Source organism: Streptomyces sp. NPDC041124 (genome assembly GCF_055592385.1).
On record NZ_JBVIYR010000006.1, the window covers coordinates 361,359 to 386,840 of the forward strand.

Consider the following 25,482-nt stretch of genomic DNA (forward strand, 5'->3'; position numbering starts at 1 on the left):
CTCTCCCCTGACCTGGGGCCTCCGCATGATGCGAAGACCAGCCATGCTTCTGTGAGCGTTCACAGTAGAGAAACACAACGGACACTTGTCAATGGTTGTTGCTGTGCGGTTATGTTGGCTTCGCACTGCCGAAGACGTGTGTGCACGTTCTCAAAACATCGACTCATCGGGAGAGAATCCATGCCGGAGACCACCCCCAGGGGCCTCACCGGGCTCGCGTTCGGTGGGGATTACAACCCCGAGCAGTGGCCGGAGACCGTCTGGGAGGAGGACGTCCGGCTGATGCGGGAGGCCGGCGTCACCATGGTGAGCGCCGGGATCTTCTCCTGGGCCCTGCTGGAACCCTCGCCCGGCGTGTACGACTTCGGCTGGCTCGACCGCAGCCTGGACCTGCTGCACGCGAGCGGCATCCGCGTCGACCTGGGCACGCCCACCGTGGTGCCCCCCGCCTGGTTCTACCGCGCCCATCCCGACGCGCTGCCGGTCACCGCGGACGGCGTGCGCCTGGCGTTCGGCTCCCGCGGCGCCATCTGCCACAGCAACGCCGACTACCGGGCCGCCGCCGCGAACATCACCACCCGGCTCGCCGAACGCTACGGCGACCATCCCGCGCTCGCGATGTGGCACGTCCACAACGAGTACGGCGTCCCCGTCTCGGCCTGCTACTGCGACTCCTGCGCCGCGCACTTCCGCCGCTGGCTGGCGACGGTGCACGGCACCGTCGACGCCGTCAACGAGGCATGGGGGACGGCCTTCTGGGGGCAGCGCTACGCCTCGTTCGAGGAGATCAACCCGCCGCGCGCGACCCCCACGGTCGGCAACCCCGCCCAGGCGCTGGACTACCGCCGGTTCGCCGACGCCACGATGCGGGAGAACTTCACCGCCGAGCGGGACATCCTGCACCGCCTGACCCCCGGCGTCCCGGTGACCACCAACTTCATGACCGCCCTCAGCCAGTGCGACTCCGTCGACTACTGGGCCTGGGGCCGGGAGGTGGACCTCGTCACCAACGACCACTACCTGATCACCGACGGCCGCCGCACCCACGTCAACCTCGCCATGGCCGCCGACCTGACCCGCTCCGTCGGCGGCGGCGCCCCCTGGCTGCTGCTCGAGCACTCCACCTCGGGCGTCAACTGGCAGCCCCGCAACCCCGCGAAGGCGCCCGGGCAGATGGCCCGCAACTCCCTCGCCCACGTGGCCCGCGGCTCCGACGGAGCGATGTTCTTCCAGTGGCGCCAGTCCCGGCGCGGCGCCGAGAAGTTCCACTCCGCGATGCTGCCGCACGGCGGCACCGAGACCCGCGTCTTCCGTGAGGTGACGGAACTCGGTGCGGCCATCGAGTCGTTGGCGTCGATCCGGGGCACCCGCACCGAGGCCGACGCGGCCGTGCTGTGGGACTGGCAGTCCTGGTGGGCGCAGAACCTCGACTGGCGCCCCAGCGAGGACCACGACGCCCGCGAACGCGCCGACGCCTACTACGAGGCGCTGTACGACCACCACCTCACCGTCGACTTCGCCCACCCCGAAGCCGACCTGTCGGGGTATCCCCTCGTCGTCGTACCGGCCCTGTACCTGATGACGGAGGCGGCCGGGAACAACCTCAGGCAGTACGTCGAAGGCGGCGGCACCCTCGTCGTGTCGTACTTCTCCGGCATCGTCGACGCCCACGACGCCGTGCACGAAGGCCCCTACCCGGGCGCCCTGCGCGACGTCCTCGGACTCACCGTCGAGGAGTTCTCCCCCCTGCTGCGGGACGAGCGGGTACGCCTCACCGGCCCCGACGGCGCGGAACTCGAAGCCGACGTCTGGACGGAGTTCGTGGTGCCCCGGGGCGCCGAGACCGTGTGGACGTACGCCGACGGCCTCACCGCCGGCCGTCCCGCCGTCACCCGGCACCGCCTCGGCGAGGGCACCGCCTGGTACGTCTCCACCCGTCTCGGCGCCGAAGGCCTCGCCGCCCTCCTCGGCCGGGCCGCCGAGGACGCCCGGACCGCCCCGCGCACCGGCCTGCCCCGCGACGTCGAAGTGGTGCGCCGCACGGGGGAGTCGGGCACCTTCCTCTTCGCCATCAACCACACCCCCGCCGACACCGAGGTGCCGCTGGACACGCCCGGCACCGAGCTGCTGACCGGTGAACGCGCCGCGGGCCGCCTCCCGGTCCCGGCCGGAGCCGTCCGGGTCGTCCGACTCGACGGCTGAGCAGCGACTCCCCTCCGTCCGCGAGAGCACACCGGCCGCGGGCGGAGGGGCCCCAGTCCCCAGCCCCTCCCCGGGGGCCTGGACACCCCCACCACCCCACGTCGAAGGGACGACGAACGCCCATGTTCCATCCCAGACGCACACTCCGCGCCCTGCTGCCGCCGCTCGTGGCCGGGCTCGCCCTCACGGCCCTGCCGGCCCAGACCGCGACGGCCGCGAGCACCCTCACCAACGGCGGCTTCGAGAGCGGCGGTTCGGGCAGCGCCACCCCGGCCGGCTGGTCCGAGTACGGCGACACGGCCGCCTCGTACACGGAGTCCGGCGGCCGCGACGGCGGCCACCGCCTCTCCCACTGGTCGTCCTCCGCCTACACGGTGGAGACGTACCAGTACCTGTCGGGCCTGACCAACGGCGACTACCGGCTCACCGCCTGGGTCCGCTCCGGCGGCGGCCAGAACTCCGCGTACCTCGCCCTGAAGAACTGCGGCGGCGCCGAGCAGCGCACCGACCTGCCGGTGTCCGACTCCGGCTGGATACGGATCGTCGTGCCGGTCCGGGTGACGAACAACCAGTGCACGATCAGCGTCCGCAGCGACGCACGCGCCGGCAACTGGATCAACGTCGACGACCTGACCTTCGCCCGCGGCACCTCGGGCCTGTCCGTCAAGGGCGCCGACATCTCCTCGCTGCCCAAGAGCGAGGCCCACGGAGGCGTCTACCGCACCGCGTCCGGCTCCGCCGGGGACCCGGTCGCGATCCTGCGGTCCGCGGGCATGAACTACGCCCGCCTGAAGGTCTGGGTGAACCCGGCCGACGGCTACAACGACAAGACGCACGTCCTGGCCATGGCCGAGCGGATCAAGGCGCGGGGCATGAAGCTGCTGGTCGACTTCCACTACTCCGACACCTGGGCCGACCCGGGCAAGCAGTACAAGCCCGCCGCCTGGTCCGGACACGGCTACGGGCAGCTGAAGAAGGACGTGTACGACCACACGTACGACGTGCTCGATGCCCTCAAGGCGCAGGGCACCACCGCCGACATGGTGCAGGTGGGCAACGAGATCAACGGCGGCATGCTGTGGAACGAGGGCTCGACCGGCAACTGGACCCAGCTCGCCGGACTGCTCAACTCCGGCTACGACGCGGTCAAGGCCGTCAGCCCGTCCACGGTCGCCGCGCTGCACCTCGCCGAGGGCGGTGACCTCGACGGCACCCGCTGGTGGTTCGACAACGCGGTCTCCCACGGCGTGAAGTTCGACGCCATCGGCCTGTCCTACTACGGCTACTGGCACGGCACCCTGCACGACTTCCAGACGACCCTGGACGACACCGCCGCCCGCTACGGCAAGCCCGTCTTCGTCGCCGAGACGGCCTACCCGTTCCGCCTGGACAGCGAGGACGGCCTCGAGAACATCATCGACCTCGACGGTGAACTCGTCCCCGGCTACCCGGCGTCCACCACCGGCCAGACCCGCTGGATGAACGACGTGGCGAGCATCGTGGAGGCCGTCCCGGGCGGACGCGGCCTGGGCGTCTTCTACTGGGAGGCCACCTGGACCGCCCGCGACGGCAACGGCTGGGACCCGGCCGACCCGGCCTCCGGCAACGGCTGGGAGAACCAGGCGCTCTTCGGCTACGACGACCGCGTACTGCCCGCGACGGCCTGGTTCCGCCACAGGTGACACCCCCGCGGTCCCTGCCCCGGACGATCCGGGGGAGGGGCCGCCGCACCCCGCCCCGACTCCCCGCCGCCACCGCACGCCGGCGGCGGAACGGCCCCGTACCGCGGGGACGTCGGGTTCCGGGCAAGGTACCTGCGGTCCGGGACACCGGGGTCGCGGGACAGTGGTGGGGCACCGGAGGACGAAGTCCGGCACGGAGGTGTGCGAGAAGCTGTGGAGTCCCGTCGACGGGACACGGCCGCGCATCCGGGCACGGCTGAGCGAGCCCGCCGGCGCCGAGCCCGGTCTCACCGCGGACGACATCGCCACGAGAGGCGGCGTACCCCGCCCGGCCGCCCTGACCCGCCTCCGGCTCCTCACCGCCCTCGGTCTGCTGAGCCCTTCCGCCGACCGGCTGCGCCACCGGCGCGACGAGACGCGCATCGCGCAGGCCGCTCAGGTCTTCGGCAAGGGCCGGCAGCGCACCCGGCCGCATGCCCGGGTCCCCCGCCCCCGTTACGCTGATCCCGAGCGAGTGGGAGACGTACGACGGTGACAGCCCCGGAAACCGAGGGCCCCCGGGCCCGGCCCGGCACGCGTGCCCAGGCCCCCGTGGTGGCCGCGGTCGCCCTCGGCGGGGCGGCGGGAGCCGCGGCCCGCTACGCGGCCACCCTCGGGTGGCCGACGCCGACGGGCGCCTTCCCCTGGACCGTCCTCTGGGTCAACGTCGCCGGCTGCGCCGCCATCGGCGTCCTCATGGTGATCGTCACCGAGGTCCGCACCGCGCACCCCCTGGTCCGCCCGTTCCTCGGCACCGGTGTCCTCGGCGGGTTCACCACCTTCTCGACGTACGCCGTGGACGTCCGCGCCCTGCTGGACGGCGGCCATGCGGCGGCGGGACCGGCCGCTCTCGTCGCGACTCCGGTCATCGCCCTCGCCGCCGTCTGGACGGCCACCGCGGCGACCCGCCGTGTTCTCACCAGGAGGCACCCATGACACGACCGACCGGCACCGTGACGCGCCTGACCGTGTTCGTCGGAGAGAACGACACGTGGCGGCACCGGCCCCTGTACTCGGAGATCGTCCACCGGGCGCACGCGGCGGGACTCGCCGGTGCCAGTGCCTTCCGCGGCGTCGAGGGCTTCGGCGCGTCCTCCGTCGTGCACACCTCCCGGCTGCTGTCCCTCGGCGACGAGCTGCCGGTGGCGGTCGTCGTCGTCGACACCGAGGAACGCGTACGGGCCTTCCTCCCGGAGCTCGACACGCTGGTCCCCGACGGACTGGTCCTCCTCGACCGCTGCGAGGCCGTCCGCCGCCCGTCCGCCGCCCGGTGGGACGAAGGGACACGATGAACTGGCTGTACGTGGTGCTGGGCGCCATGGCCGGCGCCCCACTGCGGTACCTCACCGACCGCGCGGTGCAGTCCCGGCACGACTCGGTGTTCCCCTGGGGAACCCTCACCGTCAACGTCACCGGCTCCCTGATACTGGGCCTGGTCACCGGAGCGGCCACCGCGGGCGCCGCCGGCCAGGAGCTCCGCCTGCTGCTCGGGACCGGTCTGTGCGGCGCCCTGACCACCTACTCCACCTTCTCCTACGAGACCCTCCGCCTGACCGAGACCGGCGCCCGCGGCTACGCGGCGCTGAACGTCGCGGCGAACACGACGGCCGGCCTGGCCGCGGCCTTCGCGGGCGTGGCCCTGGGCGAGACCCTGTGGTCATGACCTCCCGCGGAGCCGCTGTGAGCGTGACGTCCCGCGGAGCGCCGCTGTGGTCATGGCCTCCCGCGGAGCGCGCACCCTGCCGGAGTGTGGCCCGCCTCGCCCCGCCCCGCCTTGACAGCGCTCGGCGCCGCCCCGCACGATCGCTTCGTGAACCTGTCAGACAGCCAGACAGGTGGTGCGGGCCCGCGGCGCGTCAGCGCGACGGAGGCGGTGCTGGCCCACCTCCGCGCGGCCATAGAACGCGGCGAGTACGCGATCGGTGACAAGCTGCCCTCCGAGGCGGAGCTGTGCCGCACCCTCGAGGTGTCCCGGCCCGTGCTGCGCGAGTCCCTGCGGGCCCTGCAGACGATGGGCCTGACCGTCTCCAGGACCGGCAGGGGCACCTTCGTCGTGGCCGACACCGTGGAGGACCCCACCTTCGGCGACTACGCGGCCCGCGACCTGATGGAGGTGCGCCGGCACGTCGAGATCCCGGTCGCCGGGTACGCCGCCCGGCGGCGCACCCCGGAGAACCTGGACCGGATGACGCATCTCCTGGACCGGATGGAGCGGGAGAGCGACACCACCGTGTGGGTGGCCATGGACGCCCTGTTCCACCTCGCCGTCGCCGAGGCCGCCCAGAACCCGGTGTTCCGGCGGGTCATCGAGGAGATCCGGGACGCGCTGGCCCGCCAGTCCGCGTTCCTCAACGAACTCGGCGACCGCCGGGAACAGTCCGACCGCGAGCACCGGGCGATCCTCGACGCACTGGCCGGCGGCTCCGAGCGGGACGCCGTGGCCGCCATGACCCACCATCTCGACCGTGTCGAGACCACCCTCACCGACATCGTGCGCCCCCCGCACCCCGACCGAACCCAGGCAGTGTGATGCACAGCAGCCTCCCCGCGGACCCGCCCCCGATCCGCGAACCCCTGCACGCCCCCGTCGCCCACCTGATACGCGGCGGGGTCGTCGAAGGCGTCCACCACGGTTCCGTCGTCGTCCTCGACACCGACGGCGACGTCCGCTTCGAGCTCGGCGACACCGAGGCGGCCTGCTACCCGCGCTCCGCGCTCAAGCCCCTCCAGGCGGTGGCCATGGTCCGCGCCGGGCTCCCCCTCGACGGCGCGCTGCTGTCGCTCGCCGCGGCCAGCCACTCGGGCGAACAACGCCACCTGGCCGGCACCCGGCGCATCCTGGAACGGGCCGGGCTGACCGAGGACCACCTCCGCAACGTCCCCGACCTGCCGTTCGACCCGGCCGTCCGGGACACCTGGGTGCGCGAGGGCCACCCGCCCTCCCGGCTCGCCCAGAACTGCTCCGGCAAGCACGCCGCCATGCTGTACACCGCCCGGCTGAACGGCTGGTCCCTCGACGACTACCTCGACCCCGCCCACCCCCTCCAGCAGGCGATCGCCGAGGTCGTCGAGGAACTCACCGGGCAGCGCGTCGCCACGGTCACCGTGGACGGCTGCGGCGCGCCCCTGTTCGCGGTCTCCCTGCGGGGCCTGGCCGTCGCCGCCGCCCGGCTCGCCACCGCCGCGCCCGGCACCCCCGGGGCCCGCGTCGCCGACGCGATGCGCGAACACGCCGAGATGGCCTCCGGCTCCGGCCGGGACGTGGCCGCGCTGATGCGGGCCGTCCCCGGACTGCTCGCCAAGGACGGCTTCGAGGGCGTGCAGGTCGCCGCTCTGCCCGACGGCCGCGCCGTCGCCGTGAAGATCGCCGACGGTGCGGCCCGGGCGCGCGTCCCCGTGACCGCGGGGGCGCTGGCGCTCGCGGGCGTGGACGCCGCGTCGCTCGCGGCGTTCGCCGGCGAGCCGCTCCTCGGGGGCGGGCGGCCGGTCGGCGAGGTGCGCCCGGTGCAGGCGCTCGATCCGGTGACGGCGTCCGCCTGCGCGTGAACTCCCGCTCGTCGCCGCGGTGGCACCGGACGCGTCCTGAACAATGGCGGTCATGACATCGTCGACGACCTTTCAGCCGGTCCTGGAGCGCATCGCCGAGGAGATCGGGCGGACGCCCGGCCGGGGCCGTCCCGCCGACTACATCCCGGCGCTCGCGGCCTGCGATCCCCGGCGCTTCGGCATGGCGGTCGCCGAGCCGGACGGCACGGTGTACGGGGTGGGGGACTGGCGCACGCCCTTCTCGGCGCAGTCCGTCACCAAGGTGTTCACCCTCGCCCTGGACCTGGCCCGGGAGGGCGACGCCCTGTGGGAGCACGTGGGCCGCGAACCCTCGGGCAACCCCTTCAACTCCCTGGTGCAGCTGGAGTACGAGGGCGGCATCCCGCGCAATCCGTTCATCAACGCGGGTGCCCTCGTCGTCACCGACCGGCTGCACACCCGTACCGGTGACGCGGCCGGTGAGCTGCTGACCTTCCTGCGCACGGAGAGCGGCAACCCCGGGCTCGCCTTCGACCTGGACGTGGCCGCCTCCGAGGACGCCCACGGCGACCGGAACGCCGCCCTCGCCCACTTCATGGCTTCCTACGGCAACATCGACAACCCGGTGCCGGTCCTGCTCGACCAGTACTTCCGGCAGTGCTCCGTCGCCGCCTCCTGCGCCGACCTGGCCCTGGCGACCGGGTTCCTCGCCCGGCACGGCATCCGCGCCGACGGCAGCCGGCTGCTCAGCCGCAGCCAGGCCAAACAGGTCAACGCCGTGATGCTGACCTGCGGGACGTACGACGCGGCCGGCGACTTCGCCTACCGGGTGGGCCTGCCCGGCAAGAGCGGGGTCGGCGGCGGGATCATCGCCGTCGTCCCGGGCCGCTGCACCCTGTGCGTGTGGGGGCCGGGACTGGACGAGCGGGGCAACTCGGTGTCGGGCGTCGCCGCCCTGGACCGCTTCACGACCCTCACTGGTCTGTCCGTCTTCTGACCGGCGCCCCGCGGTCAGTCCGTCGGCACCGGGCCCCATCTGAGCCGCAGGAACAGCGCCGTCCCGGCACCGCCCAGCAGCGCGGCTCCGGCGATCGTCCACGACACCGGGCGACCCGGCCCGCCCTCCCGCCGGGCGGCCGGCACCGCAGCGGACTCCGCCTCCGGTCCCCGCAGCGGTCCGGTCCGCAGGGCGTCCAGCGAGCCCACCGGGTCGACCCGCCCGGCCGCCTCGAATCCCCAGTCCAGCAGCGAGCGCGTCTCCTCGTACACCGCGTACCCGCCGCCCGCGCGGGGGTTCATGACCGTCGCCACGAGGGTGCGCCCGTCGCGCCGCGCGGCGGCCACGAGCGTGTTCCCGGCGTCGCTGGTGTAGCCGTTCTTGATCCCGATCAGACCCCGGTAGGGTGCGACACCGTCCGCGCCGGTGAGCAGCCGGTTGGTGTTGACGATCCCGTACGAGCCGCCGCCGCGTCCCGGGAACCGTGCCTCTCGCAGGGCGCAGTACCGGGCGAACTCGGGGTTGCGCAGTCCGGCCCGGCCGAACACGGCCAGGTCGAAGGCGGACGACACCTGTCCGGGAGCGTCGTAGCCGTCGGGTGACTTCACCCGGGTGTCGCGGGCGCCCAGCGCGCGGGCCTTGGCCTGCATCCGCTCGGCGGTGTCCCGCCAGCCGCCGGTCAGCGAGGCCAGCACGCGCACGGCGTCGTTGCCGGAGCTGAGGAAGACCCCGTTCCACAGGTCGGCCACCCGGTAGGTCCGGTTCTCCGCGACGCCGACGAGACTGCTGCCCGGGCCGACACCCTTCAGTTCCTCCGCGCCGACCCGGTGCCGGATGCCGGACGGCAGGGCCGGCAGCACGGTGAGGGCGAACAGGGTCTTGAGGGTGCTGGCGGGGGGCAGTCTGCGGTGCGCGTCGTGTGCCGCCAGCACCTCTCCGGTGCGGGCGTCGGCGATCAGCCACGAGCGGGCGGACAGGTCCGGGACCTCGGGCGTTCCGGGGTGCGGGCGGACATGCGTGCCGGGCCGGTACAACAGCGAGGCGGCCGCGGCGGTCGCCCGGGGCCCGGGATCCACGCCCGCACCGGTGGCGTCCGCGGCCGGTGCCAGCACCAGCAGGCCCGTCGTGCAGAGCGCGCAGGTCGGCACCGCCACCCGTGAAGCAAATCCGATAGTCATACCGCAAACGTAGGAACGGCCCCCCGGAACACCGCGGTGCCCCGGCCGGAGAGCGCCGCCGAGCACCCGGATGCCACACCTGGGCGCGGTCAGCCGCCGGGCAGGGTCGGCCCGCACCGCCGCAGGAACGACGCGTTGTCGGGAGTCTCCCGCATCCGCCCGAGCAGGGTTTCGAGACCGACCAGCCCGTCCCGATCGTGCACCACCGGGCGCGTCGGCGCCGGAGACCCCTTCGGGGGCGGGCCTCCTCTAGGCTGAACCGATGTTCAGCCCCGAAGGCCCCCGCCTGCGTGAACTCGCCGTCCAGGCGCTGTCGTCCGTGGAACGCGGCTACGACCTCCTCGCGCCGAAGTTCGACCACACCCCCTTCCGCACGCCGGACCCGGTCCTCGACGCGACGGTGACGGCGCTGCGGCGGGCGGGGCCGTTCGACACCGGGCTCGACCTGTGCTGCGGCACCGGTGCGGGTGTGGATGTGCTGAGGCAGGTGTGCGGGGAGAGCGTCACGGGCGTGGATTTCAGCGCCGGCATGCTGGACGTGGCGCGGGCCCGCACGCGGCCGCCGGGGCCTGAGGTCACCTGGGTGCGGGCGGACGCACGGGATCTGCCGTTCGGCCCGGACTTCGATCTCGTGACGAGTTTCGGGGCGTTCGGGCACTTCCTGCCGCGCGAGCTGCCGGGGCTGTTCGGGCAGGTCCACTCGGTGCTGCGGCCGGGCGGGCGCTTCGTCTTCCCCGTGGTCGCGCCGCCGCGGCCGGGCTCGTACACGTACGGGCTGCTGTGGGGGTTCGACGCGGTGATGCGGGTGCGGAACGCTCTGTGGCGACCGCCGTTCGTCATGTACTACCGGACTTTCCGCTTCGGCGAGATGTGGCGGGAGCTCGTCCGGGCCGGATTCGAGGTGCGGTTCTGGCCCCTTGCCGAGTTCGGGCGGCGGGCGGACGGCAGTCCGAAGGTGCGGTTGGCGGTCGCGGAACGGGTGGCCGGGTAGCGGGTGCCCGACGGCCGCGGGGTGCCGCGCAGGCCGGTCCGGGCGGCCGCTTTCGTCGTGCACTCGTGGAGCGGGGAGGGCGGTCGAGTTCCCTCACGATCCCGAGCGGGCGCGCGTACCGGTCCGCACCCCTCGGGTGAGGCCCGCCCGGCGGTGCGGTCCCGCCGGAACCGTGCGACCGGCCGGACCGCGGGCGACCCCTCGACGGCCCGTCAGATGTACGAGCGCATCCAGCGCAGCTTGGCCGCCTCGTGGTACGGCCCGCCGCCCTCGTGGTCGTTGAAGTCGTACACCTCGATGGCCTTGTCCTCGTGCGCCCAGGCGTGGAACGCCGCGAACACCGTCGAGGGCGGGCAGGTCTGGTCCTCCAGGGCCGCCGAGAACAGCGCGGGGGCGCTGCCGCGGGCGGCGAAGTGCACGGCGTCGAAGTAGGACAGGGTGCGCAGGACGTCGTCGAAGCGGCCGCGGTGCGTCTTCAGGTACAGGCCTATCTCCCGGTAGGGATGCCGGTCGGTGAGCGTCGTCGCGCGGGGGAAGTCGCACAGGAACGGCACGTCGGGCGCGACACCCGCCAGGTCGGGCACCAGGCCGCCCACCGCGAGGGTGATGCCGCCGCCCTGGCTGGAGCCGACGGCCACGGTACGGCTCGCGTCGGTCAGCGGATGCGACCGTGCCGCCTCCACCGCGCGGACCGCGTCGGTGAACACCCGGCGGTAGTAGTAGTTCGCGGGCGCGTCGATGCCGCGGGTCATGAACCCGGGGTAGGCCGGGGCGCCGCCCACCGGGTCGGCCGTGCCGCCGCCCGCGCCCCAGGCGCTGCCCTGTCCGCGGGTGTCCATCACGAAGTGCGCCCGGCCCGTGGACGCCCACAGCAGGTGTTCGTGCGGGAGGCCGCGGCCGCCGCCGTACCCGATGAACTCGACCACCAGCGGCAGCGGGGCGTCCGCCCGGGCGGGCAGCGTCAGCCAGCCCTTCACGGGATGACCGCCGAACCCGGCGAACGTCACGTCGAACACCTGCACCGTGGACAGTCCGGTGTCGACCGGCTCGAAACGCGCGTCCAGGTCGTGCTCCCGCGCCTCGTCGAGCGTCTTGGACCAGAACGCGTCGAAGTCCTCGGGCGCCGTGGACTCGCTGCGGTACGCGCGCAGTTCGTCGAGGGGGAGGTCGAACAGGGCCATCGGGACCGCCTTCGTGAAGAGACAGTGCAAAGCGAGGACACCGTACGTGGATCATCCCCGGACCCGCCAGAGGGTTCCAGGAAAACCACAGGTGAAAGCGGCAGAAAGCGATTGCTCACGGGTGTCGTGCCCGTCGTGGACGTGCCGCGCGCCCGCGTCGAAGGAGGACCGGCCGTCACCGCGCCGGAGGGTGCGCGGCACCGGCGTTCAGCCGAAGCGCTCGATCCGGATCCGCTCCACGGGCTGACCGGCCGCCACCAGCAGCCGGGAGGCGTGCTCGACGAAGGAGTTGGAGCCGCACACATAGGCCTCCCACCCCGTGGGGGGCTGCCTCGCCATGAAGGGCGCCACATGGGCGGCCGTCATGCGTCCCACGGCCACGCCCTCCGGCGCGCTCCGCGTGAACACCGGTGTGGTCTCCGTACTCATCTCGCGCGCGTAGATCAGGTCCTCGGGACTGCGCGCCGAGACCAGCAGCCGAAGCGGCATCCTCAGGTCGAGCGACCGGTGGAACCGCACCATCGACCACAGCGGGACCACGCCGGAGCCCGCGCCCACCAGCAGCGCGGGCCGGTCGGCCGGCCAGGCGAAGAAGCCGCTGAGCGGGCCCCGCACCTCGACCCGGTCACCGGGGCGGGCCACCGTGTGGAACCAGCCCGAGACCTCGCCGTCCTCGACGTGGTCCAGCGTCAGCTCGATGTGCCCGGAGTCGTCCGGCGCGGACGCGATCGAGTAGTGGCGCTGGGCCACGTACCCGTCCCCGGCGGTGAGCCGCAGCATCAGGTGCTGACCGGGGAGGTGCCCCGGCCAGCCGGGCACGGCGAACCGGAAGGTGGACACGCGCGGGGTCTCGGGGCGGATCCCGGTCAGGGTGGCGGTCCGCCATGCCGAGGCGTCCTGAGGGCTCACGGCGATGCGGCCGGGCACGGCGAACCGCGTCGGCGGGGTGAACCGCTCGGCGGCACCCGGCACCGCCCCCGTCGTCCCCGACGCTCCCGTCGTCCCCGCTGCCTCCGTCGTCCGTTCAGTCACCGGAGTACCTCTGCTCCTCCCAGGGGTTGCCCCGCGGGTGGTACCCGTTGCCCTCCCAGAAGCCGGGTTCGTCGTGGTCCAGGAGCCGCAGCCCCGCGAGCCACTTGACGCTCTTCCAGAAGTACAGGTGCGGCACCACCAGCCGCGCCGGGCCGCCGTGTTCGGCGGGGAGCGGCCGTCCGCCGTACTCCCAGGCGATCCACGCCCGGCCGCCGGTCACGTCGGCGAGGGGCAGGTTGGCCGTGTAACCGGTGTGCGCGTACGCCACCACATGGGTCGCCGCGTCATCGGGCCGGACCGCGTCCAGGAACGCGTCCAGCGAGACACCGCCGAACCGCACGCCGAACTTCGACCAGCCGGTCACACAGTGGATGTCGCCCTCGTACGCCGAGGCGGGCAGCGCGTGCGCCTCGTCCCAGTCCCAGGTGCGGGGCTGCGCCACCAGCCCGTCGATCCGGAAGGTCCAGTCGGCCGGCGCGAGGTCGGGTGTGACCTCGGCCGAGAGGACGGGCCAGTCCTCGCCCGCGTCGTACTGACCGGGCGGCAGTCCGGGACGGTCCGCACGGGGGCGGCCGGTGAAGCCTCGGGTGATGTTCACGTGATCGGTGTTTTCCGTTACGGCTGGTGCTCAAGAGTTTCTGTGTTCAACGGTACGCGGTGACCGCGGCCCGTCCGCCGCCAGGCCGATCGCACCGTACGGAGAGGGGACCGTCCGGTAGTGTGTCCGTCCGGCTGTGGATCGACCCGGCCGGGAGGCCGAAGGAGGTGGGACCCATCACCGCTTGTCAGATCGGGTGCTCCCCCCTCGAAGTGACGCGGTTCACCGACAGCGGGTGACCGCGGGAGCGCCCTTCGGCTCCCGAAAGGCCAAAGGCACGTGCCTCACACACCGCGCACACCGTCCGAACCCTCCCCGCGCCTCCCCCTCCCTCCGGCAGCCGCGCCCGGCCCTCCGTCCCTGGAATGCGTCGCGGCGGCACTCCGCGCCGCCGGGTGCGTCTTCGCCGAGGACGAGGCCGAACTGATCGTCGCCGCCGCGCCGACCCCGGCCGACATCGCCCCGATGGTCGAGCGCCGGGCGGCCGGGCTGCCCCTCGAACTCGTCGTCGGCTGGGCGGACTTCCACGGTCGGCGCATCACCGTGGAACCGGGTGTCTTCGTCCCCCGCAGACGCACCGAGTTCCTCGTGGAACAGGCCCTCGCGCGGGCGGCCGGCGCGGCCGTGGTGGTGGACCTGTGCTGCGGCACGGGCGCCGTCGGGGCGGCCCTGGCGGCCGGGCTCCGCACGGCCGAGCTGCACGCCGCCGACATCGACCCGGCCGCGGTCCGCTGCGCCCGCCGCAACGTCGCCGCCCTCGGCGGGCAGGTCCACGAGGGCGACCTGTTCGAGGCGCTCCCCGCCGGGCTGCGGGGCCGTGTCGACATCCTCGCGGCGAACGTGCCCTACGTGCCGAGTGACGACATCGGCCTGCTGCCGCCGGAGGCGCGCGACCACGAGCCGCGCGTCGCGCTCGACGGCGGCGCGGACGGCCTCGACGTGCTGCGACGGGTCGCCGACGGGGCGCCCGGATGGCTCGCGCCCGGCGGCCGGCTCCTGGTGGAGACCAGCCGCCGGCAGGCTCCCGCCGCCGTCGACGCCTTCACCCATGCCGGTCTGCGCACCCGGCTGGCCGTCTGCGAGGAGCGGTACGCCCATGTCGTGATCGGCGTCAGGACGTAGCCGGGCTCAGTCGTCCGGTGTCGTCGCGCGTGCGATCAGCAAGGCCACGTCGTCGACGTTGTCGGGCTCGTGCAGGGTGCGCAGGAGCAGGTCGCAGACCTCCTCGAGGGAGTGGCCGGGCCGGTCCAGCAGGGCGAGCAGCCGGTCGAGGCGCTCGTCCAGCGGATCGCGGCGGGTCTCGACGAGACCGTCGGTGTAGAACACCAGCCGGTCGCCCGGCTCCAGTGCGACGGTGGTCGTGGAGAACGCGACCCCGCCCACGCCCAGGGGCACGCCGGTGGGCAGATCCAGCAGTTCGGGAGCGTGGCCGGCCCGGAGCCGGACCGGTGGCAGGTGCCCGGCGTTGGCGATGGTGCACCGCCGCTCGCGCGGATCGTGGACGGCGTACACACAGGTGGCGATCGCCTGGTCCAGCCCGCCGGTGATCCGGTCCAGGTGCTCCAGCAGCACGGCCGGATCCAGGCCCAGGGAGGCGAGGGTGTGGGTCGCCGTGCGGAGCCGGCCCATCGTGGCCGCGGCGGGGATGCCGCTGCCCATCACGTCCCCCACGACGAGCGCCGTCCTGTCGTCGTCCAGCGGGATCACGTCGAACCAGTCGCCGCCCACCTCGCTGGTGGCACCGGCCGGCTGGTAGCGGGAGGCGACCTCCAGGCCGCCCGTCACCGGCGGGTGGCTCGGCAGCAGACTGCGCTGCAGGGTCAGGGCGGTGTCGCGGGCGTTCTGGTACCAGCGGGCGTTGTCGATCTGCACCGCCGCGCGCGAGGCCAGCTCCCGCGCGAGCAGCAGGTCGTCCTCGTCGAAGGAACGGGGGGTGCGCGTGCGGATCAGGTCGAGGGCGCCGAGCACCTCCCCGCGGGCGATCAGCGGCACGGCGAGGTACGAGTGGACGCCGGCCCGCGCCAGCAGCCCGGCCGCCTCGGGGGAACGGGCGATCCGCGCGAGGTCCTCGTCCTTCACCTGCGGAACCATCACGGGCAGTCCGGTGCGTACGCACTCGGTGATCAGCCGGTCCGGAGCGTAGCGGGTCACCCGGCCCGGCGGGTCGGCCGCCGGCAGCACGTCGCCCGCGTCCGCCGAGCGGACCGCGAGCGCCCGCATGACGGCCGGCTCGGCGGGGCCGAGGGTGCTGCGCCGGCCCCGCACCACCGCGTCCAGCAGGTCCACCGCCGCCGCGTCGGCCAGTTCCGGTACGGCCACGCCGGCGAGTTCGCCGGCCGTACGGTCGAGGTCCAGGGTGGTGCCGATCCGGGTGGTGGCGTCGGCGATCACGGCGAGCCGCCGCCGCGCGCTCTCGGCCTCGGCGTTCGCCCGGTACCGCTCGGTGACGTCCACCAGGGACATGGCGACGCCCAGAACGGTCCCGAGCGCGTTCTCCAGCCGGTACAGGGAGACCGACCAGGCGTGGTCCTCGTCCGGATCGGCGGGGGTACGGCCGGTCGTGAACAGGTCGACGGCGGGCCGGCCGGTGTCCAGCACCTCACGGGCGGCGTCCTCGATGGCGTCCACCACGAGCAGCGGCACCACCTCCCGGATCGTGCGGCCGAGGTGCTGATCGGCCGGGACGCCGTTCATCTGCTCCAGCGCCGGGTTCACCGACACGTACCGGAGACCGGAGTCCAGGACGGCCAGTCCGATGGGGGACTGGGCGACGATCCGGGTGGTCAGCGCCACGTCGCGCTCGAGGCGGCGCACGGTCGACTGGTCCACCGCGAGGCCGAGGGCGTACACGTCCCCCCGGTCGTCCAGCAGCCGCATGTTGCGGAACTCCACCAGCCGGGTGCCGCCGTCCTTGCGCCGGATGGGGAAGGCGCCCGCCCAGCTCTGACCGGTGCGCATGACGTCGGCGAACAGCTTCACCACCAGGTCCAGGTGTTCCTCGTGCACCATGATCCGGGCCGCGTACTGGCCCAGCGCCTCCCGTGCGCTGTAGCCGAACAGCTCCTCGGCCTGGGGGCTCCACAGCGTGACGCGCCCCTCGGTGTCCAGTACCACCGAGGCCACACGCAGTACGTCCAGCAGGCCGCTGGGACGCACCGGCCCGGGCTCCGGCCGGTCATCGCCGGCCGGGAGTGACCCCGCTGCACTCATCCCACGCCCCGCCTTCGCCGATTCCCCGGCACACCGTCACCGTGCCGGCACTCCTTTGTTCTACCGCGCGCGGGGGCGGAATTCCGCCGCTCGTACCGTTCGGTTCCAGCTTCTCCCACCGGCGTGGCGGGCGCCCGCGAAACGGCGGCGCGGGTAGTGCTCTCCGGCATGTGGTGCTTTGCTGAGTGAGGGGCGGGGACGGCGGCGTGACCACGAGAGGAGCGATCACGATGGAAAGCCGGCAATCGCACCCTGAGTCCGTCTCGGTCGAGATCAGCGGATGCAGCAAGGACGACGCCCGGATCGTCTTCGACGCGCTGTGCGCGTGCTACACGTCCGACCGGTGCGCCGACGACGTGCCCGAGGAGCTCCACCGGACCCGGCCCACGGTGTGGCTGGGCACGTTCGACGTCGCCGACGCGCACGAGGGCGCCCGCCCCGCGCGGCTGACCTCGTCGGTCCACGCCGACGTGCAGGGCGGCTACTGGGCGATCGACCGGTTCCGCGCCACCCTCGACTCGCTGTTCACCGTGCACGATCTCACCACGGTCTCCGGCGACCAGGAACGGGAACTGCACGTCCGCCTCGAAAGCCGGTGACGCCACCCGGGGCGTGTGCCGGGGTGATGGCGGGCGTGCCACCGCGCGGGTGACCGCGGGCCGGGGAGGAGCCTCACGCCGACCACGCGCGCCGACGACGAACCTCCACGTGAGGCGCGTGTCCGCGGGCGACGCCGTGCCCGCCCCTCACCATCGCCCCACCGGGGCAGGAGGTGCTCCACACCGACGAGTCCCGGGCCCCTGTGCCCTCCGTCACCCTTTATGCAACTAGTTGCATAAAGGCTTGCGCGTGCCTTACAACTACAGGCACGACACCGCGCACGGAGGGCCCGATGAGCCGTTACCCCCACCTGCTGACCCCCCTGGACCTGGGCTTCACCACCCTGCCCAACCGGGTCCTCATGGGTTCCATGCACGTAGGCCTGGAAGAGGCCGAGGGCGGCTTCGCCCGCATGGCCGAGTTCTACGCCGCCCGCGCCCGCGGGGGAGTGGGCCTCATCGTCACCGGCGGCATCGCCCCCAACGACGAGGGACGGCCCTACGAGGGCGGCGCCAAGCTCACCACCGACGCCGAGGCCGAGCGGCACGAGGTGGTCACCGAGGCGGTGCACCGCGAGGGCGGGCGCATCGCGATGCAGATCCTGCACTTCGGCCGCTACGCCTACCACCGCGACCTGGTCGCGCCCAGCCCCCTCCAGGCGCCGATCAGCCCCTTCCCGCCCCGCGAACTCACCGACGCCGAGGTCGAGCGCACCGTCGACGACTACGCCCGCGCCGCCCGCCTCGCCCGGCAGGCCGGGTACGACGGTGTCGAGATCATGGGCTCCGAGGGCTACCTGATCAACGAGTTCATCGCCCGGCAGACCAACCACCGCACCGACCGCTGGGGCGGCTCCTACGAGAACCGCATGCGCTTCCCCGTCGAGATCGTCCGCCGGGTGCGCGAGGCGGTCGGCGAGGACTTCATCGTCATCTACCGGCTCTCCATGCTCGACCTGGTGCCCGGCGGCTCCACCCTGGACGAGGTGATCACCCTCGCCAAGGCCGTCGAGGAGGCCGGCGCCACCCTCATCAACACCGGCATCGGCTGGCACGAGGCCCGCATCCCGACCATCGCCACCTCCGTGCCGCGCGGCGCCTACACCTGGGTGACCAAGCGGCTCATGGGCGAGGTGTCCGTCCCGCTCGTCACCACCAACCGCATCAACACCCCCGAACTCGCCGAGCAGCTGCTCGCCGAGGGCACCGCCGACATGGTGTCGATGGCCCGCCCGATGCTCGCCGACCCCGACTTCGTCGCCAAGGCCGCCGACGGCCGCCCCGAGGCGATCAACACCTGCATCGGCTGCAACCAGGCCTGCCTCGACCACACCTTCAGCGGACAGATCACCTCCTGCCTGGTCAACCCGCGCGCCTGCCACGAGACCGAACTGGTCCTCTCCCCGACCCGCCGCCGCAAGCGCGTCGCCGTCGTCGGCGCCGGCCCGGCCGGACTGGCCTGCGCGGTGAGCGCGGCCGAACGCGGCCACGACGTCACCCTGTTCGACGCCGCGAGCGAGATCGGCGGACAGCTCAACGTGGCGCGCAAGGTCCCCGGCAAGCAGGAGTTCGACGAGACCCTGCGCTACTACCGCACCCGGCTCGCCGAACTGGCCGTCGACGTACGCCTGGACACCCACGTCACCGCGGACGACGTGGCCGGACACGACGAGATCGTCGTCGCCACGGGCGTCACCCCCCGCACCCCGGACATCCCGGGCGTCGACCACCCGAGCGTCCTCGGCTACCTCGACGTGCTCCGTGACGGCGCCCCCGTCGGCGACCGGGTCGCGATCCTCGGCGCGGGCGGCATCGGCTTCGACGTCGCCGAATTCCTCACCGACGGCGGTGACAAGGCGCACGAGAACCCCGAGACGTACTTCCGGCAGTGGGGCGTCGACCTGGACTACCGCGCCCCCGGCGGCCTCGCCGCACCCGAGCGGCCCGCCCCGCCGCGCACCGTCCACCTGCTGCAGCGCAAGACCTCCAAGGTCGGCGCCGGGCTCGGCAAGACCACCGGCTGGATCCACCGCACCGAACTCAGGCACCGCGGGGTCACCATGGTCCCCGGTGTGCGCTACGACCGCATCGACGACGCCGGACTGCACGTCACCGTCGGCGGCGAGAGCACCGTCCTCGAGGTCGACACGGTCGTCCTGTGCACCGGGCAGGAGCCGCGCCGCGACCTGTACGAGACGCTCCTGGCCGCCGGACGCCCCGTCCACCTGATCGGCGGCGCCGACGTGGCCGCCGAACTGGACGCCAAGCGTGCCATCAAGCAGGGCACGGAGCTGGCGGCGGCGCTGTAGGGGCGGCGCGGCCCGTCCCTAGGATGAGCGCATGTCACTCCCGCACGCGATCCTCACCGCCCTGCTCGAGAAGCCGTCGTCGGGGCTGGAGCTGACCCGCCGGTTCGACAGGTCGATCGGCTACTTCTGGTCCGCGACCCACCAGCAGATCTACCGCGAGCTGGGGAAGCTGGAGGCCGAGGGCCTGATCCGGGCCCTGCCGTCCGAGCAGCCGGCCCGGGGCCAGAAGAAGGCGTACGAGGTGCTCCCGGCGGGCCGGGACGAACTGGCCCGCTGGACCGCCGCGTCCCAGGACCCCAAGCCGCACCGGGATGTGATGCTGCTGCGGCTGAGGGCGGCGGCCGTGGTCGGCACCGAAGGGCTCCGGGCCGATCTGCGGCGCCACCGCGAGTTGCACGGGCTGCAGTTGGAGGAATACCGGGAGATCGAGCGGCGCGACTTCCCGCCCGGCAAGGACGGGCCGCAGGACCGGCTGCGGCATCTGGTGCTGCGGGCCGGCATCGACCTGGAGACGTTCTGGACCCAGTGGCTCGACCACGCGCTCTCGGAGTTCGACCGTCTGCCGGAGCCGGACGAGGGGGAGCGGCCGGGGGCGCGGAAGGCGTGACCGTCCGGCCGCGGGACGAGAAGGCGCCGGCCGCCCGACCGGAGCGCGTCGGACGTGATGGCGGCCGGCGCCGGCCCTAGAGGTGGCGCGGCCTGACGCGCCGGCGCAGGTACCAGGCGGTGGCGAGCAGACCGGTGCCGATCAGTGAACCGCCCGCCACCAGGGTGACCGTGCCGTAGTCCGTCGATCCGCCGCCGACGCCGCCCATCACTCCGCGGGTGGGCGAGGCGCTGGGGGTGGCCGAAGGGCTGGACACGGGGGAGACGACGACGGCCTGGGTGCCCGCGGTGCTGCCGTCGGCGCACGTCACGATCACCGTGTAGGTGCCCGCGCCGACGTTCGACCAGGCGGCGGACTGGCCGGAGGCCGTCCCCGTCAGCGTCACCTGACGGCCCTGCGAGAAGCTGGTCTGGCCGCTGCCGAGCAGCGACGCGGTGCCCCAGTGACCGCCGACCTGGGTGCACGCGGTGGTGCTGACCGAGACCGTCGACCCGGTGGTGCTCACCGAGATCCCGGCCGCGGCGGCCGGTCCGGCCAGGGACAGGGCGAGCGCGGCGGCGGCTGCCACGGTGGGTCCGGAGCGGAGCAGTGGCTTCGAGAGGTGCATGTGGGCTGCCTTCCGGCGGCACGGCCGGCGGTACATCCCTTGCGCCGCCGAGGTCGGGGAGCGCCCGTGCCGCCACGAGGCAAGCCAAAGGGCAGGGGGACCGCCGCGCACTCCGGCCGCATCCGGGCAGGTGACGCGTGCCCGCCCGGCGTCCCGGGGAGCCGGCTCAGGAGGGCCCGCCGGTCGTCACCGTGCGCTCGGCGGAGAAGCCGCCCCAGGTTCCGTCGGGCAGCATCGCCCGGATCCGCACCCGGTGGGTGACTCCCGCATCCCTGCCCAGGTAGAAGCGGTGGGCCGCCCGGTCGCGCGGCGCGTCGGCGCCGTAGACGAGCGAGGTGGCGGTGCGGCCGTCCAGGCGCACCTCGTACTCGGTGATCACCCCGTCGACGCGTGGCGGCACCCAGGTCAGGGCGAGGTAGTGGGCGCCGTCGGGCTCCTGGCTGGTGGTGGCGCGGAATCCGGTGGGGGCGGTGGCCGCTCCGCCGTCCGTGCCGCCGGCGGTGGTGAGGCGGACGACGGCGCCGGGCGGGGAGACGTTGCCGGCCGCGTCCCTGGCCCGGACGGTGAACGCGTAACGGGTTCCCGGCCGCAGCCCCGTGACGACAGTGGCCGTCCGGCCCCCGCCCACACTGTGGATCTTCGTCCCGCCCTGGTGGATGTCGTACGACACCACGTCCCGGTCGTCCGTGGAGGCGGACCACGACAGCTGGGCCGCCCGGCTCCCGGCCGCGCGGCCACGCGTTCCGGCGGGACGCGTGGGCGGGGAGTCGTCGGCCGCGCCCGCCGCGGGGGTCGTCGCCCGTGCCTCCTGGCTGGGTGGACCGAGGCGGCCGTCGGTGTCCCGTACCCGCACCGTGAAGGCGTGGGCGGTCGCGGGGTGAAGCCCGGTGACGTCCACCATGTGCTGCGAACCGGGCACGTCCGCGACCTTGACGGCGTCCCGGTACACCTCGTACCGGCTCACCTCCGCGTCGGAGTCGGCGACGGCGTTCCACATGACGTGCACGCCGGTGGCGCTGCCCGCCTCGGCCGTGACGCCGGTGGGCGCGGCGGGTGGCCGCTCGCTCCCCGCGTCGCCGGACCCGCCCGCCCGGCAGGAGGCCACCATCAGGAGGACCCCGCAGAGCGAGAGGAGGCGACGCGGGGACACGGCTGGGGGAATGCCACGCACGACTCTGCCTCCCTGGGGGGAACGCGGGACGACCCGGTCTATTGGTCCGTACCAATATGCGCGCTCTGACGCGGCCGCATCAAGAGGTCGGGCCTCGCGGTGGACGTGGTGCGGGTGCCGGGCGTCCCGGGCCGGCCGAACCGCCCGCCATGGCGGGCGGGTTCGCCCCCCGGCCCGGATCGCCGTCGTCGCGGGATCCCGCACCGGCGCCGACGGTGGGCGGCCCGGGCCGGGAGGCGCCCGTGCTCCGGTCCCCGGCGAGGTCGCCCGCGCGATCGTGTGCCGTCCGGCCCGTACGGGGCTGTCACGTCGCCACACCCGGACAAAATGGGGCAAAGTGCCCGAGTGTGTGCGTCAGTGTCCCCGACGAGAGGCCCTCTTGATCGTGTCCCGTGTCCCACCGCTCACCCTGGTCCTGGCCGGTGTCGCCCTGCTGGCCCCCTCGTCGCCCCCCGGGGCCGCGCTCCAGCCCCGCACCGAACAGGCGGCACGGCGCGCGCACCCCGTCGCCCCGCGGCAGATGTCACCCGTCACCCCGGGACGGCCACAACTCGTCCCCACGGGGAACACCGGCCCGCTCTCCCCGCGGCGCACCGGGCCCGCGACCGCCCGCACCGACCCCGACTCCCCGCGGCGTACGGACCCCGCCGTCGCACGCCGTGCCGAGACCGTCGCCCGGCGGAGCACGGCCCCGGTCAGCGCCGCCGAGCTGCTGGACAAGGTGCGCACCTGCACGCCCGTCTCCCACGGCCGCTACCGCGAGGACCAGGGTGCCCGGGCCACCGTCCCGGTCTGCGGCACCCGCGAGGCCGTGTTCTGGAAGGCCGACATGGACATCGACTGCGACGGCCGCCCGGGCAGCCGCTGCAACGCCCGCACCGACCCCCACTTCTCCGCCTCCACCGCCTTCGCCCAGTCCGACGGCCGGCCGCTGAAGGCCGAGAAGCTGCCCTACGTCGTGGTGCCCGCCCCCAGCACCGTCTGGAACTACCGGTCCCACGGTGTGCGCGGCGGGTCGGTCGCGGCCCTGGTGTACCGCGACCGGGTGCGTTACGCGGTCGTCGGCGACACCGGCCCGGCGGGCATCATCGGCGAGGCCTCCCACGCCGCGGCCGAGTCGCTCGGCATCGACCCGGACCCGCGCAGCGGCGGCACCCCCGCGGGGGTCACCTACATCGTGTTCAAGGACAGCGAGGTGACCCCCGTCGAGGACCACGAGGCCGCGGCCACCGAGGGGGAGCGGCTGGCCCGCGCGTTCGTGGACGGCGGCGACTGACCGGCCGTCACCGGCCCCGTCACGTCTTGCGGTACGTGTAGGCCTCCGCGGCCGCCGCCTCCACCGCGGCCAGGTCCGCGCCCGTGGACGCCGTGACCACCGCGGCCACCGCCCCCTCGACGAACGGCGCGTCCACCAGCCGCGTGCGCTCGGGCAGTTCGTCCCCCTCGGCGAGCAAAGTCTTCACGGTGAGCACCGCGCTCCCCAGATCGGTGAGCACCGCCACCCCGGCCCCACGGTCGACCGAGGCGGCCGCGGCCGCTATCAGCTCGGCGCTGGTGCCGAGGTCCCCGCCCTGCGTGCCGCCCGCCGGGGCCACGGCGACCGTGTCGCCGGAGCCCGCCAGGCCCTTCGCCAGCTCCGCCACCGACTCGGCGACCGTCGCGCTGTGCGACACCAGCACGATTCCCACCAGCTTGTCGTCACTCACGGCCCGCCTCCGTGTCCGAGGCGTCGAGGAGCGCGGCGATCAGCAGCGCCGACGACGTCGCCCCCGGGTCCTGGTGACCGATGCTGCGCTCCCCCAGATAGCTGGCCCTCCCCTTGCGGGCCTGCAGGGGCGTCGTCGCGACGGCCCCCTCCTGAGCCGCGTCACGGGCGGCTGCGAAGGAGTCGCCGAGCGCGTCCACCGCGGGCACCAGCGCGTCGATCATCGTCTTGTCACCCGGCGCCGCCCCGCCGAGCTGCATCACCGCGTCCGTACCGGCGCGCAGCGCCTCGGCCAGCTGCCGCTCGTCCACCTCGGCGGCGTCACCGAGCGTCTTGCCGGCGCGGCGCAGCAGGGTCCCGTACAGCGGCCCCGACGCACCGCCCACCGTCGAGATGAGCAGGCGCCCTGCCTGGGTCAGTACCGCCCCCGGGGTGGCGGGCGGCTCCTTGTCGAGCGCGTCCCGCACCGCGCGGAACCCGCGCTGCATGTTGGTGCCGTGATCGGCGTCCCCGATCGGCGAGTCGAGGGCGGTGAGCCGGTCCGCCTCGCGGTCGACGGACGCGGCGGCGGCCGTCATCCAACGGCGGAAGAAGTCGGCGTCGAGCACGGGAACTCCTCGCGTGGTAGGTACTCCGGAACCGTCACCCGGCGTTCTTCACATGCCCCAGCGCAGCCCCGGAGTGCGCACCGGGGCGTCCCACAGCCGCAGCAGCTCCTCGTCGATCTGGCACAGGCTGACCGAGGCACCCGCCATGTCGAGCGACGTGACGTAGTTGCCGACCAGCACGCGCGCCACGGGGACCCCGCGCTCGCCCAGCACACGCTGCACCTCGGCGTTGAAGCCGTACAGCTCCAGCAGCGGGGTGGCGCCCATGCCGTTGACCAGGACCAGCACCGGGTTGCGTGGGGTGATGTCGGCCAGGATCGCGTCGAGGGCGGCCTCGGCGATCTCGGCGGACGTCATCATCGGACGCCGCTCCCGGCCCGGCTCGCCGTGGATGCCGATGCCCAGCTCCAGCTCCCCCTCGGGCAGATCGAAGGTCGGCGTGCCCTTGGACGGGGTGGTGCAGGCGCTCAGGGCAACGCCGAAGCTGCGGGAGTTCTCGTTCACCTGCCGGGCGATGGCCTCCACCCGCTCCAGCGGCAGGCCCGCCTCGGCGGCCGCCCCCGCGATCTTCTCCACGAACAGCGTCGCGCCGGTGCCCCGGCGCCCGGCCGTGTACAGGCTGTCGGTCACCGCCACGTCGTCGTTGACCAGGACCTTCGCGACCTGGATGCCCTCGTCCTCGGCCAGCTCGGCGGCCATGTCGAAGTTGAGCACGTCACCGGTGTAGTTCTTCACGATGAACAGCACCCCGGCCCCGCTGTCCACGGCCGCGGCGGCCCGCACCATCTGGTCGGGCACGGGAGAGGTGAACACCTCGCCCGGACAGGCCGCCGACAGCATCCCGGGACCCACGAAGCCGCCGTGCAGGGGCTCGTGTCCGGAACCTCCGCCGGACACCAGGCCCACCTTCCCGGCCACCGGGGCGTCCTTGCGGGCGATCACCCGCCTCTCCACGTCCACCGCCAGCTCGGGGTGCGCCGCGGCCATGCCGCGCAGCGCGTCCGCCACCACGGTCTCCGGTACGTTGATCAGCATCTTCACGGCTATCTCCTCAGAGGGTCGGCCGACGGCGGGAGATCCTTCTATGGGCAGTATCGGCCTTGCGGCACCGTTGGTCACGCGGGGCGACGCCCGGCCCGGGGCCGTTCGAGTCGCCGCCGATGACCCTCCTGCCCGCCTCCGCGCCCGCTCATGTCGTCGCCGGAGCGGCCCGCCGGCCCTCACGGGAGAAGGAGCTTCAC

At 73.7% G+C, this 25,482-nt stretch carries 25 protein-coding genes; 15 read left to right on the plus strand and 10 right to left on the minus strand.

The features are described from left to right. Positions 1-180 precede the first annotated feature (180 nt). The 9 genes from ACZ6A9_RS19015 to ACZ6A9_RS19055 all read left to right on the plus strand — a co-directional run bounded on the left by ACZ6A9_RS19015 (position 181) and on the right by ACZ6A9_RS19055 (position 8,445). Positions 181-2,202, plus strand: a complete 2,022-nt coding sequence (locus ACZ6A9_RS19015) for a beta-galactosidase (RefSeq protein WP_468986789.1) — start codon at positions 181-183, stop codon at positions 2,200-2,202. 122 nt (positions 2,203-2,324) lie between these two features. Beyond that, the gene (locus tag ACZ6A9_RS19020) at positions 2,325-3,884 is read left to right on the plus strand and encodes a glycoside hydrolase family 53 protein (protein WP_468986791.1); all 1,560 of its coding nucleotides are present in this window, start codon (positions 2,325-2,327) and stop codon (positions 3,882-3,884) included. Positions 3,885-4,050: 166 nt separating this feature from the next. Then, positions 4,051-4,419, plus strand: coding sequence for an ArsR family transcriptional regulator (locus ACZ6A9_RS19025; RefSeq protein ID WP_468986793.1), 369 nt, complete (start codon positions 4,051-4,053; stop codon positions 4,417-4,419). Continuing rightward, entirely contained in the window at positions 4,416-4,859 is a 444-nt protein-coding gene (locus ACZ6A9_RS19030) for a fluoride efflux transporter FluC (RefSeq protein WP_468986797.1), read from the plus strand. Before ACZ6A9_RS19025 ends, ACZ6A9_RS19030 begins: the two co-directional genes overlap by 4 nt. Next, positions 4,856-5,215 (plus strand): DUF190 domain-containing protein, encoded by a 360-nt coding sequence (locus tag ACZ6A9_RS19035; RefSeq protein WP_468986800.1) that lies wholly within the window; start codon positions 4,856-4,858, stop codon positions 5,213-5,215. Before ACZ6A9_RS19030 ends, ACZ6A9_RS19035 begins: the two co-directional genes overlap by 4 nt. After that, the gene (gene crcB, locus ACZ6A9_RS19040; protein WP_468986804.1) at positions 5,212-5,586 is read left to right on the plus strand and encodes a fluoride efflux transporter CrcB; all 375 of its coding nucleotides are present in this window, start codon (positions 5,212-5,214) and stop codon (positions 5,584-5,586) included. Before ACZ6A9_RS19035 ends, crcB begins: the two co-directional genes overlap by 4 nt. A gap of 147 nt (positions 5,587-5,733) precedes the next feature. Further along, complete coding sequence (locus ACZ6A9_RS19045; RefSeq protein WP_468986809.1) at positions 5,734-6,453, plus strand: FadR/GntR family transcriptional regulator; 720 nt, start codon at positions 5,734-5,736, stop codon at positions 6,451-6,453. Further along, positions 6,453-7,469, plus strand: a complete 1,017-nt coding sequence (locus ACZ6A9_RS19050; protein ID WP_468986814.1) for an asparaginase — start codon at positions 6,453-6,455, stop codon at positions 7,467-7,469. The genes ACZ6A9_RS19045 and ACZ6A9_RS19050 overlap by 1 nt, the downstream gene beginning before the upstream one ends. 43 nt (positions 7,470-7,512) lie before the next feature. Next, positions 7,513-8,445, plus strand: a complete 933-nt coding sequence (locus ACZ6A9_RS19055; protein ID WP_468986818.1) for a glutaminase — start codon at positions 7,513-7,515, stop codon at positions 8,443-8,445. 14 nt (positions 8,446-8,459) lie between these two features. Here ACZ6A9_RS19055 and ACZ6A9_RS19060 read toward each other — a convergent pair whose 3' ends face one another. Further along, entirely contained in the window at positions 8,460-9,623 is a 1,164-nt protein-coding gene (locus ACZ6A9_RS19060; RefSeq protein WP_468986824.1) for a D-alanyl-D-alanine carboxypeptidase family protein, read from the minus strand. A gap of 262 nt (positions 9,624-9,885) precedes the next feature. Here ACZ6A9_RS19060 and ACZ6A9_RS19065 point away from each other — a divergent pair, with 262 nt between their 5' ends. Further along, the gene (locus ACZ6A9_RS19065; protein WP_468986828.1) at positions 9,886-10,614 is read left to right on the plus strand and encodes a class I SAM-dependent methyltransferase; all 729 of its coding nucleotides are present in this window, start codon (positions 9,886-9,888) and stop codon (positions 10,612-10,614) included. A 212-nt stretch (positions 10,615-10,826) separates the two neighbouring features. On the opposite strand, the gene ACZ6A9_RS19070 is transcribed toward ACZ6A9_RS19065, so the two are convergent. From ACZ6A9_RS19070 to ACZ6A9_RS19080, 3 genes are all read right to left on the minus strand, one after another. Then, positions 10,827-11,795 carry an acetylxylan esterase gene (locus tag ACZ6A9_RS19070; protein WP_468986833.1) on the minus strand — a complete coding sequence of 323 codons (969 nt, stop codon included), beginning with the start codon at positions 11,793-11,795 and terminating at the stop codon, positions 10,827-10,829. A gap of 207 nt (positions 11,796-12,002) precedes the next feature. Next, positions 12,003-12,767, minus strand: coding sequence for a ferredoxin reductase (locus ACZ6A9_RS19075; RefSeq protein WP_468987229.1), 765 nt, complete (start codon positions 12,765-12,767; stop codon positions 12,003-12,005). Between the two features lie 52 nt (positions 12,768-12,819). Next, a complete protein-coding gene (locus ACZ6A9_RS19080; protein ID WP_468986837.1) occupies positions 12,820-13,425 on the minus strand; it encodes a sulfite oxidase-like oxidoreductase in 606 nt (201 codons plus the stop codon). 360 nt (positions 13,426-13,785) lie between these two features. Here ACZ6A9_RS19080 and ACZ6A9_RS19085 point away from each other — a divergent pair, with 360 nt between their 5' ends. After that, positions 13,786-14,547, plus strand: a complete 762-nt coding sequence (locus ACZ6A9_RS19085; RefSeq protein WP_468987231.1) for a putative protein N(5)-glutamine methyltransferase — start codon at positions 13,786-13,788, stop codon at positions 14,545-14,547. 6 nt (positions 14,548-14,553) lie between these two features. On the opposite strand, the gene ACZ6A9_RS19090 is transcribed toward ACZ6A9_RS19085, so the two are convergent. Then, the gene (locus ACZ6A9_RS19090) at positions 14,554-16,635 is read right to left on the minus strand and encodes a SpoIIE family protein phosphatase (protein ID WP_468986841.1); all 2,082 of its coding nucleotides are present in this window, start codon (positions 16,633-16,635) and stop codon (positions 14,554-14,556) included. Positions 16,636-16,865: 230 nt separating this feature from the next. Here ACZ6A9_RS19090 and ACZ6A9_RS19095 point away from each other — a divergent pair, with 230 nt between their 5' ends. The 3 genes from ACZ6A9_RS19095 (at position 16,866) to ACZ6A9_RS19105 (ending at position 20,150) form a co-directional block, all read left to right on the plus strand. Further along, positions 16,866-17,234, plus strand: a complete 369-nt coding sequence (locus tag ACZ6A9_RS19095) for a hypothetical protein (RefSeq protein ID WP_468986845.1) — start codon at positions 16,866-16,868, stop codon at positions 17,232-17,234. Positions 17,235-17,527: 293 nt separating this feature from the next. Then, complete coding sequence (locus ACZ6A9_RS19100) at positions 17,528-19,543, plus strand: FAD-dependent oxidoreductase (RefSeq protein ID WP_468986848.1); 2,016 nt, start codon at positions 17,528-17,530, stop codon at positions 19,541-19,543. Positions 19,544-19,574: 31 nt separating this feature from the next. Continuing rightward, on the plus strand, positions 19,575-20,150 hold the full coding sequence (locus ACZ6A9_RS19105; RefSeq protein WP_468986852.1) for a PadR family transcriptional regulator: 576 nt from the start codon (positions 19,575-19,577) through the stop codon (positions 20,148-20,150). Between the two features lie 76 nt (positions 20,151-20,226). Here the strand turns inward: ACZ6A9_RS19105 and ACZ6A9_RS19110 are convergent, their stop codons facing one another. Further along, the gene (locus ACZ6A9_RS19110) at positions 20,227-20,757 is read right to left on the minus strand and encodes a hypothetical protein (protein ID WP_468986857.1); all 531 of its coding nucleotides are present in this window, start codon (positions 20,755-20,757) and stop codon (positions 20,227-20,229) included. Between the two features lie 166 nt (positions 20,758-20,923). Further along, positions 20,924-21,928 (minus strand): fibronectin type III domain-containing protein, encoded by a 1,005-nt coding sequence (locus tag ACZ6A9_RS19115; protein ID WP_468986861.1) that lies wholly within the window; start codon positions 21,926-21,928, stop codon positions 20,924-20,926. Between the two features lie 385 nt (positions 21,929-22,313). Here ACZ6A9_RS19115 and ACZ6A9_RS19120 point away from each other — a divergent pair, with 385 nt between their 5' ends. Beyond that, on the plus strand, positions 22,314-23,204 hold the full coding sequence (locus ACZ6A9_RS19120) for a glycoside hydrolase family 75 protein (RefSeq protein WP_468987232.1): 891 nt from the start codon (positions 22,314-22,316) through the stop codon (positions 23,202-23,204). A 19-nt stretch (positions 23,205-23,223) separates the two neighbouring features. On the opposite strand, the gene dhaM is transcribed toward ACZ6A9_RS19120, so the two are convergent. The 3 genes from dhaM to dhaK are packed head-to-tail and all read right to left on the minus strand — an operon-like array spanning position 23,224 to position 25,282. Beyond that, the gene (gene dhaM / locus ACZ6A9_RS19125; RefSeq protein WP_468986864.1) at positions 23,224-23,634 is read right to left on the minus strand and encodes a dihydroxyacetone kinase phosphoryl donor subunit DhaM; all 411 of its coding nucleotides are present in this window, start codon (positions 23,632-23,634) and stop codon (positions 23,224-23,226) included. Beyond that, positions 23,627-24,241 carry a dihydroxyacetone kinase subunit DhaL gene (gene dhaL, locus ACZ6A9_RS19130; RefSeq protein ID WP_468986868.1) on the minus strand — a complete coding sequence of 205 codons (615 nt, stop codon included), beginning with the start codon at positions 24,239-24,241 and terminating at the stop codon, positions 23,627-23,629. The genes dhaM and dhaL overlap by 8 nt, the downstream gene beginning before the upstream one ends. Before the next feature lie 48 nt (positions 24,242-24,289). After that, the gene (dhaK, locus tag ACZ6A9_RS19135) at positions 24,290-25,282 is read right to left on the minus strand and encodes a dihydroxyacetone kinase subunit DhaK (protein ID WP_468986871.1); all 993 of its coding nucleotides are present in this window, start codon (positions 25,280-25,282) and stop codon (positions 24,290-24,292) included. Positions 25,283-25,482: the final 200 nt, after the last annotated feature.

Bases quoted from the DNA above. Each gene is read 5' to 3' on its own strand.
- ACZ6A9_RS19105 (WP_468986852.1), top strand. From the start codon at position 19,575: ATGTCACTCCCGCACGCGATCCTCACCGCCCTGCTCGAGAAGCCGTCG.
- ACZ6A9_RS19070 (WP_468986833.1), bottom strand. From the start codon at position 11,795: ATGGCCCTGTTCGACCTCCCCCTCGACGAACTGCGCGCGTACCGCAGC.
- ACZ6A9_RS19065 (WP_468986828.1), top strand. From the start codon at position 9,886: ATGTTCAGCCCCGAAGGCCCCCGCCTGCGTGAACTCGCCGTCCAGGCG.
- ACZ6A9_RS19095 (WP_468986845.1), top strand. From the start codon at position 16,866: ATGGAAAGCCGGCAATCGCACCCTGAGTCCGTCTCGGTCGAGATCAGC.
- ACZ6A9_RS19015 (WP_468986789.1), top strand. From the start codon at position 181: ATGCCGGAGACCACCCCCAGGGGCCTCACCGGGCTCGCGTTCGGTGGG.
- ACZ6A9_RS19100 (WP_468986848.1), top strand. From the start codon at position 17,528: ATGAGCCGTTACCCCCACCTGCTGACCCCCCTGGACCTGGGCTTCACC.
- ACZ6A9_RS19055 (WP_468986818.1), top strand. From the start codon at position 7,513: ATGGCGGTCATGACATCGTCGACGACCTTTCAGCCGGTCCTGGAGCGC.
- ACZ6A9_RS19060 (WP_468986824.1), bottom strand. From the start codon at position 9,623: ATGACTATCGGATTTGCTTCACGGGTGGCGGTGCCGACCTGCGCGCTC.
- ACZ6A9_RS19020 (WP_468986791.1), top strand. From the start codon at position 2,325: ATGTTCCATCCCAGACGCACACTCCGCGCCCTGCTGCCGCCGCTCGTG.
- ACZ6A9_RS19090 (WP_468986841.1), bottom strand. From the start codon at position 16,635: ATGAGTGCAGCGGGGTCACTCCCGGCCGGCGATGACCGGCCGGAGCCC.
- crcB (WP_468986804.1), top strand. From the start codon at position 5,212: ATGAACTGGCTGTACGTGGTGCTGGGCGCCATGGCCGGCGCCCCACTG.
- ACZ6A9_RS19050 (WP_468986814.1), top strand. From the start codon at position 6,453: ATGCACAGCAGCCTCCCCGCGGACCCGCCCCCGATCCGCGAACCCCTG.
- ACZ6A9_RS19110 (WP_468986857.1), bottom strand. From the start codon at position 20,757: ATGCACCTCTCGAAGCCACTGCTCCGCTCCGGACCCACCGTGGCAGCC.
- ACZ6A9_RS19035 (WP_468986800.1), top strand. From the start codon at position 4,856: ATGACACGACCGACCGGCACCGTGACGCGCCTGACCGTGTTCGTCGGA.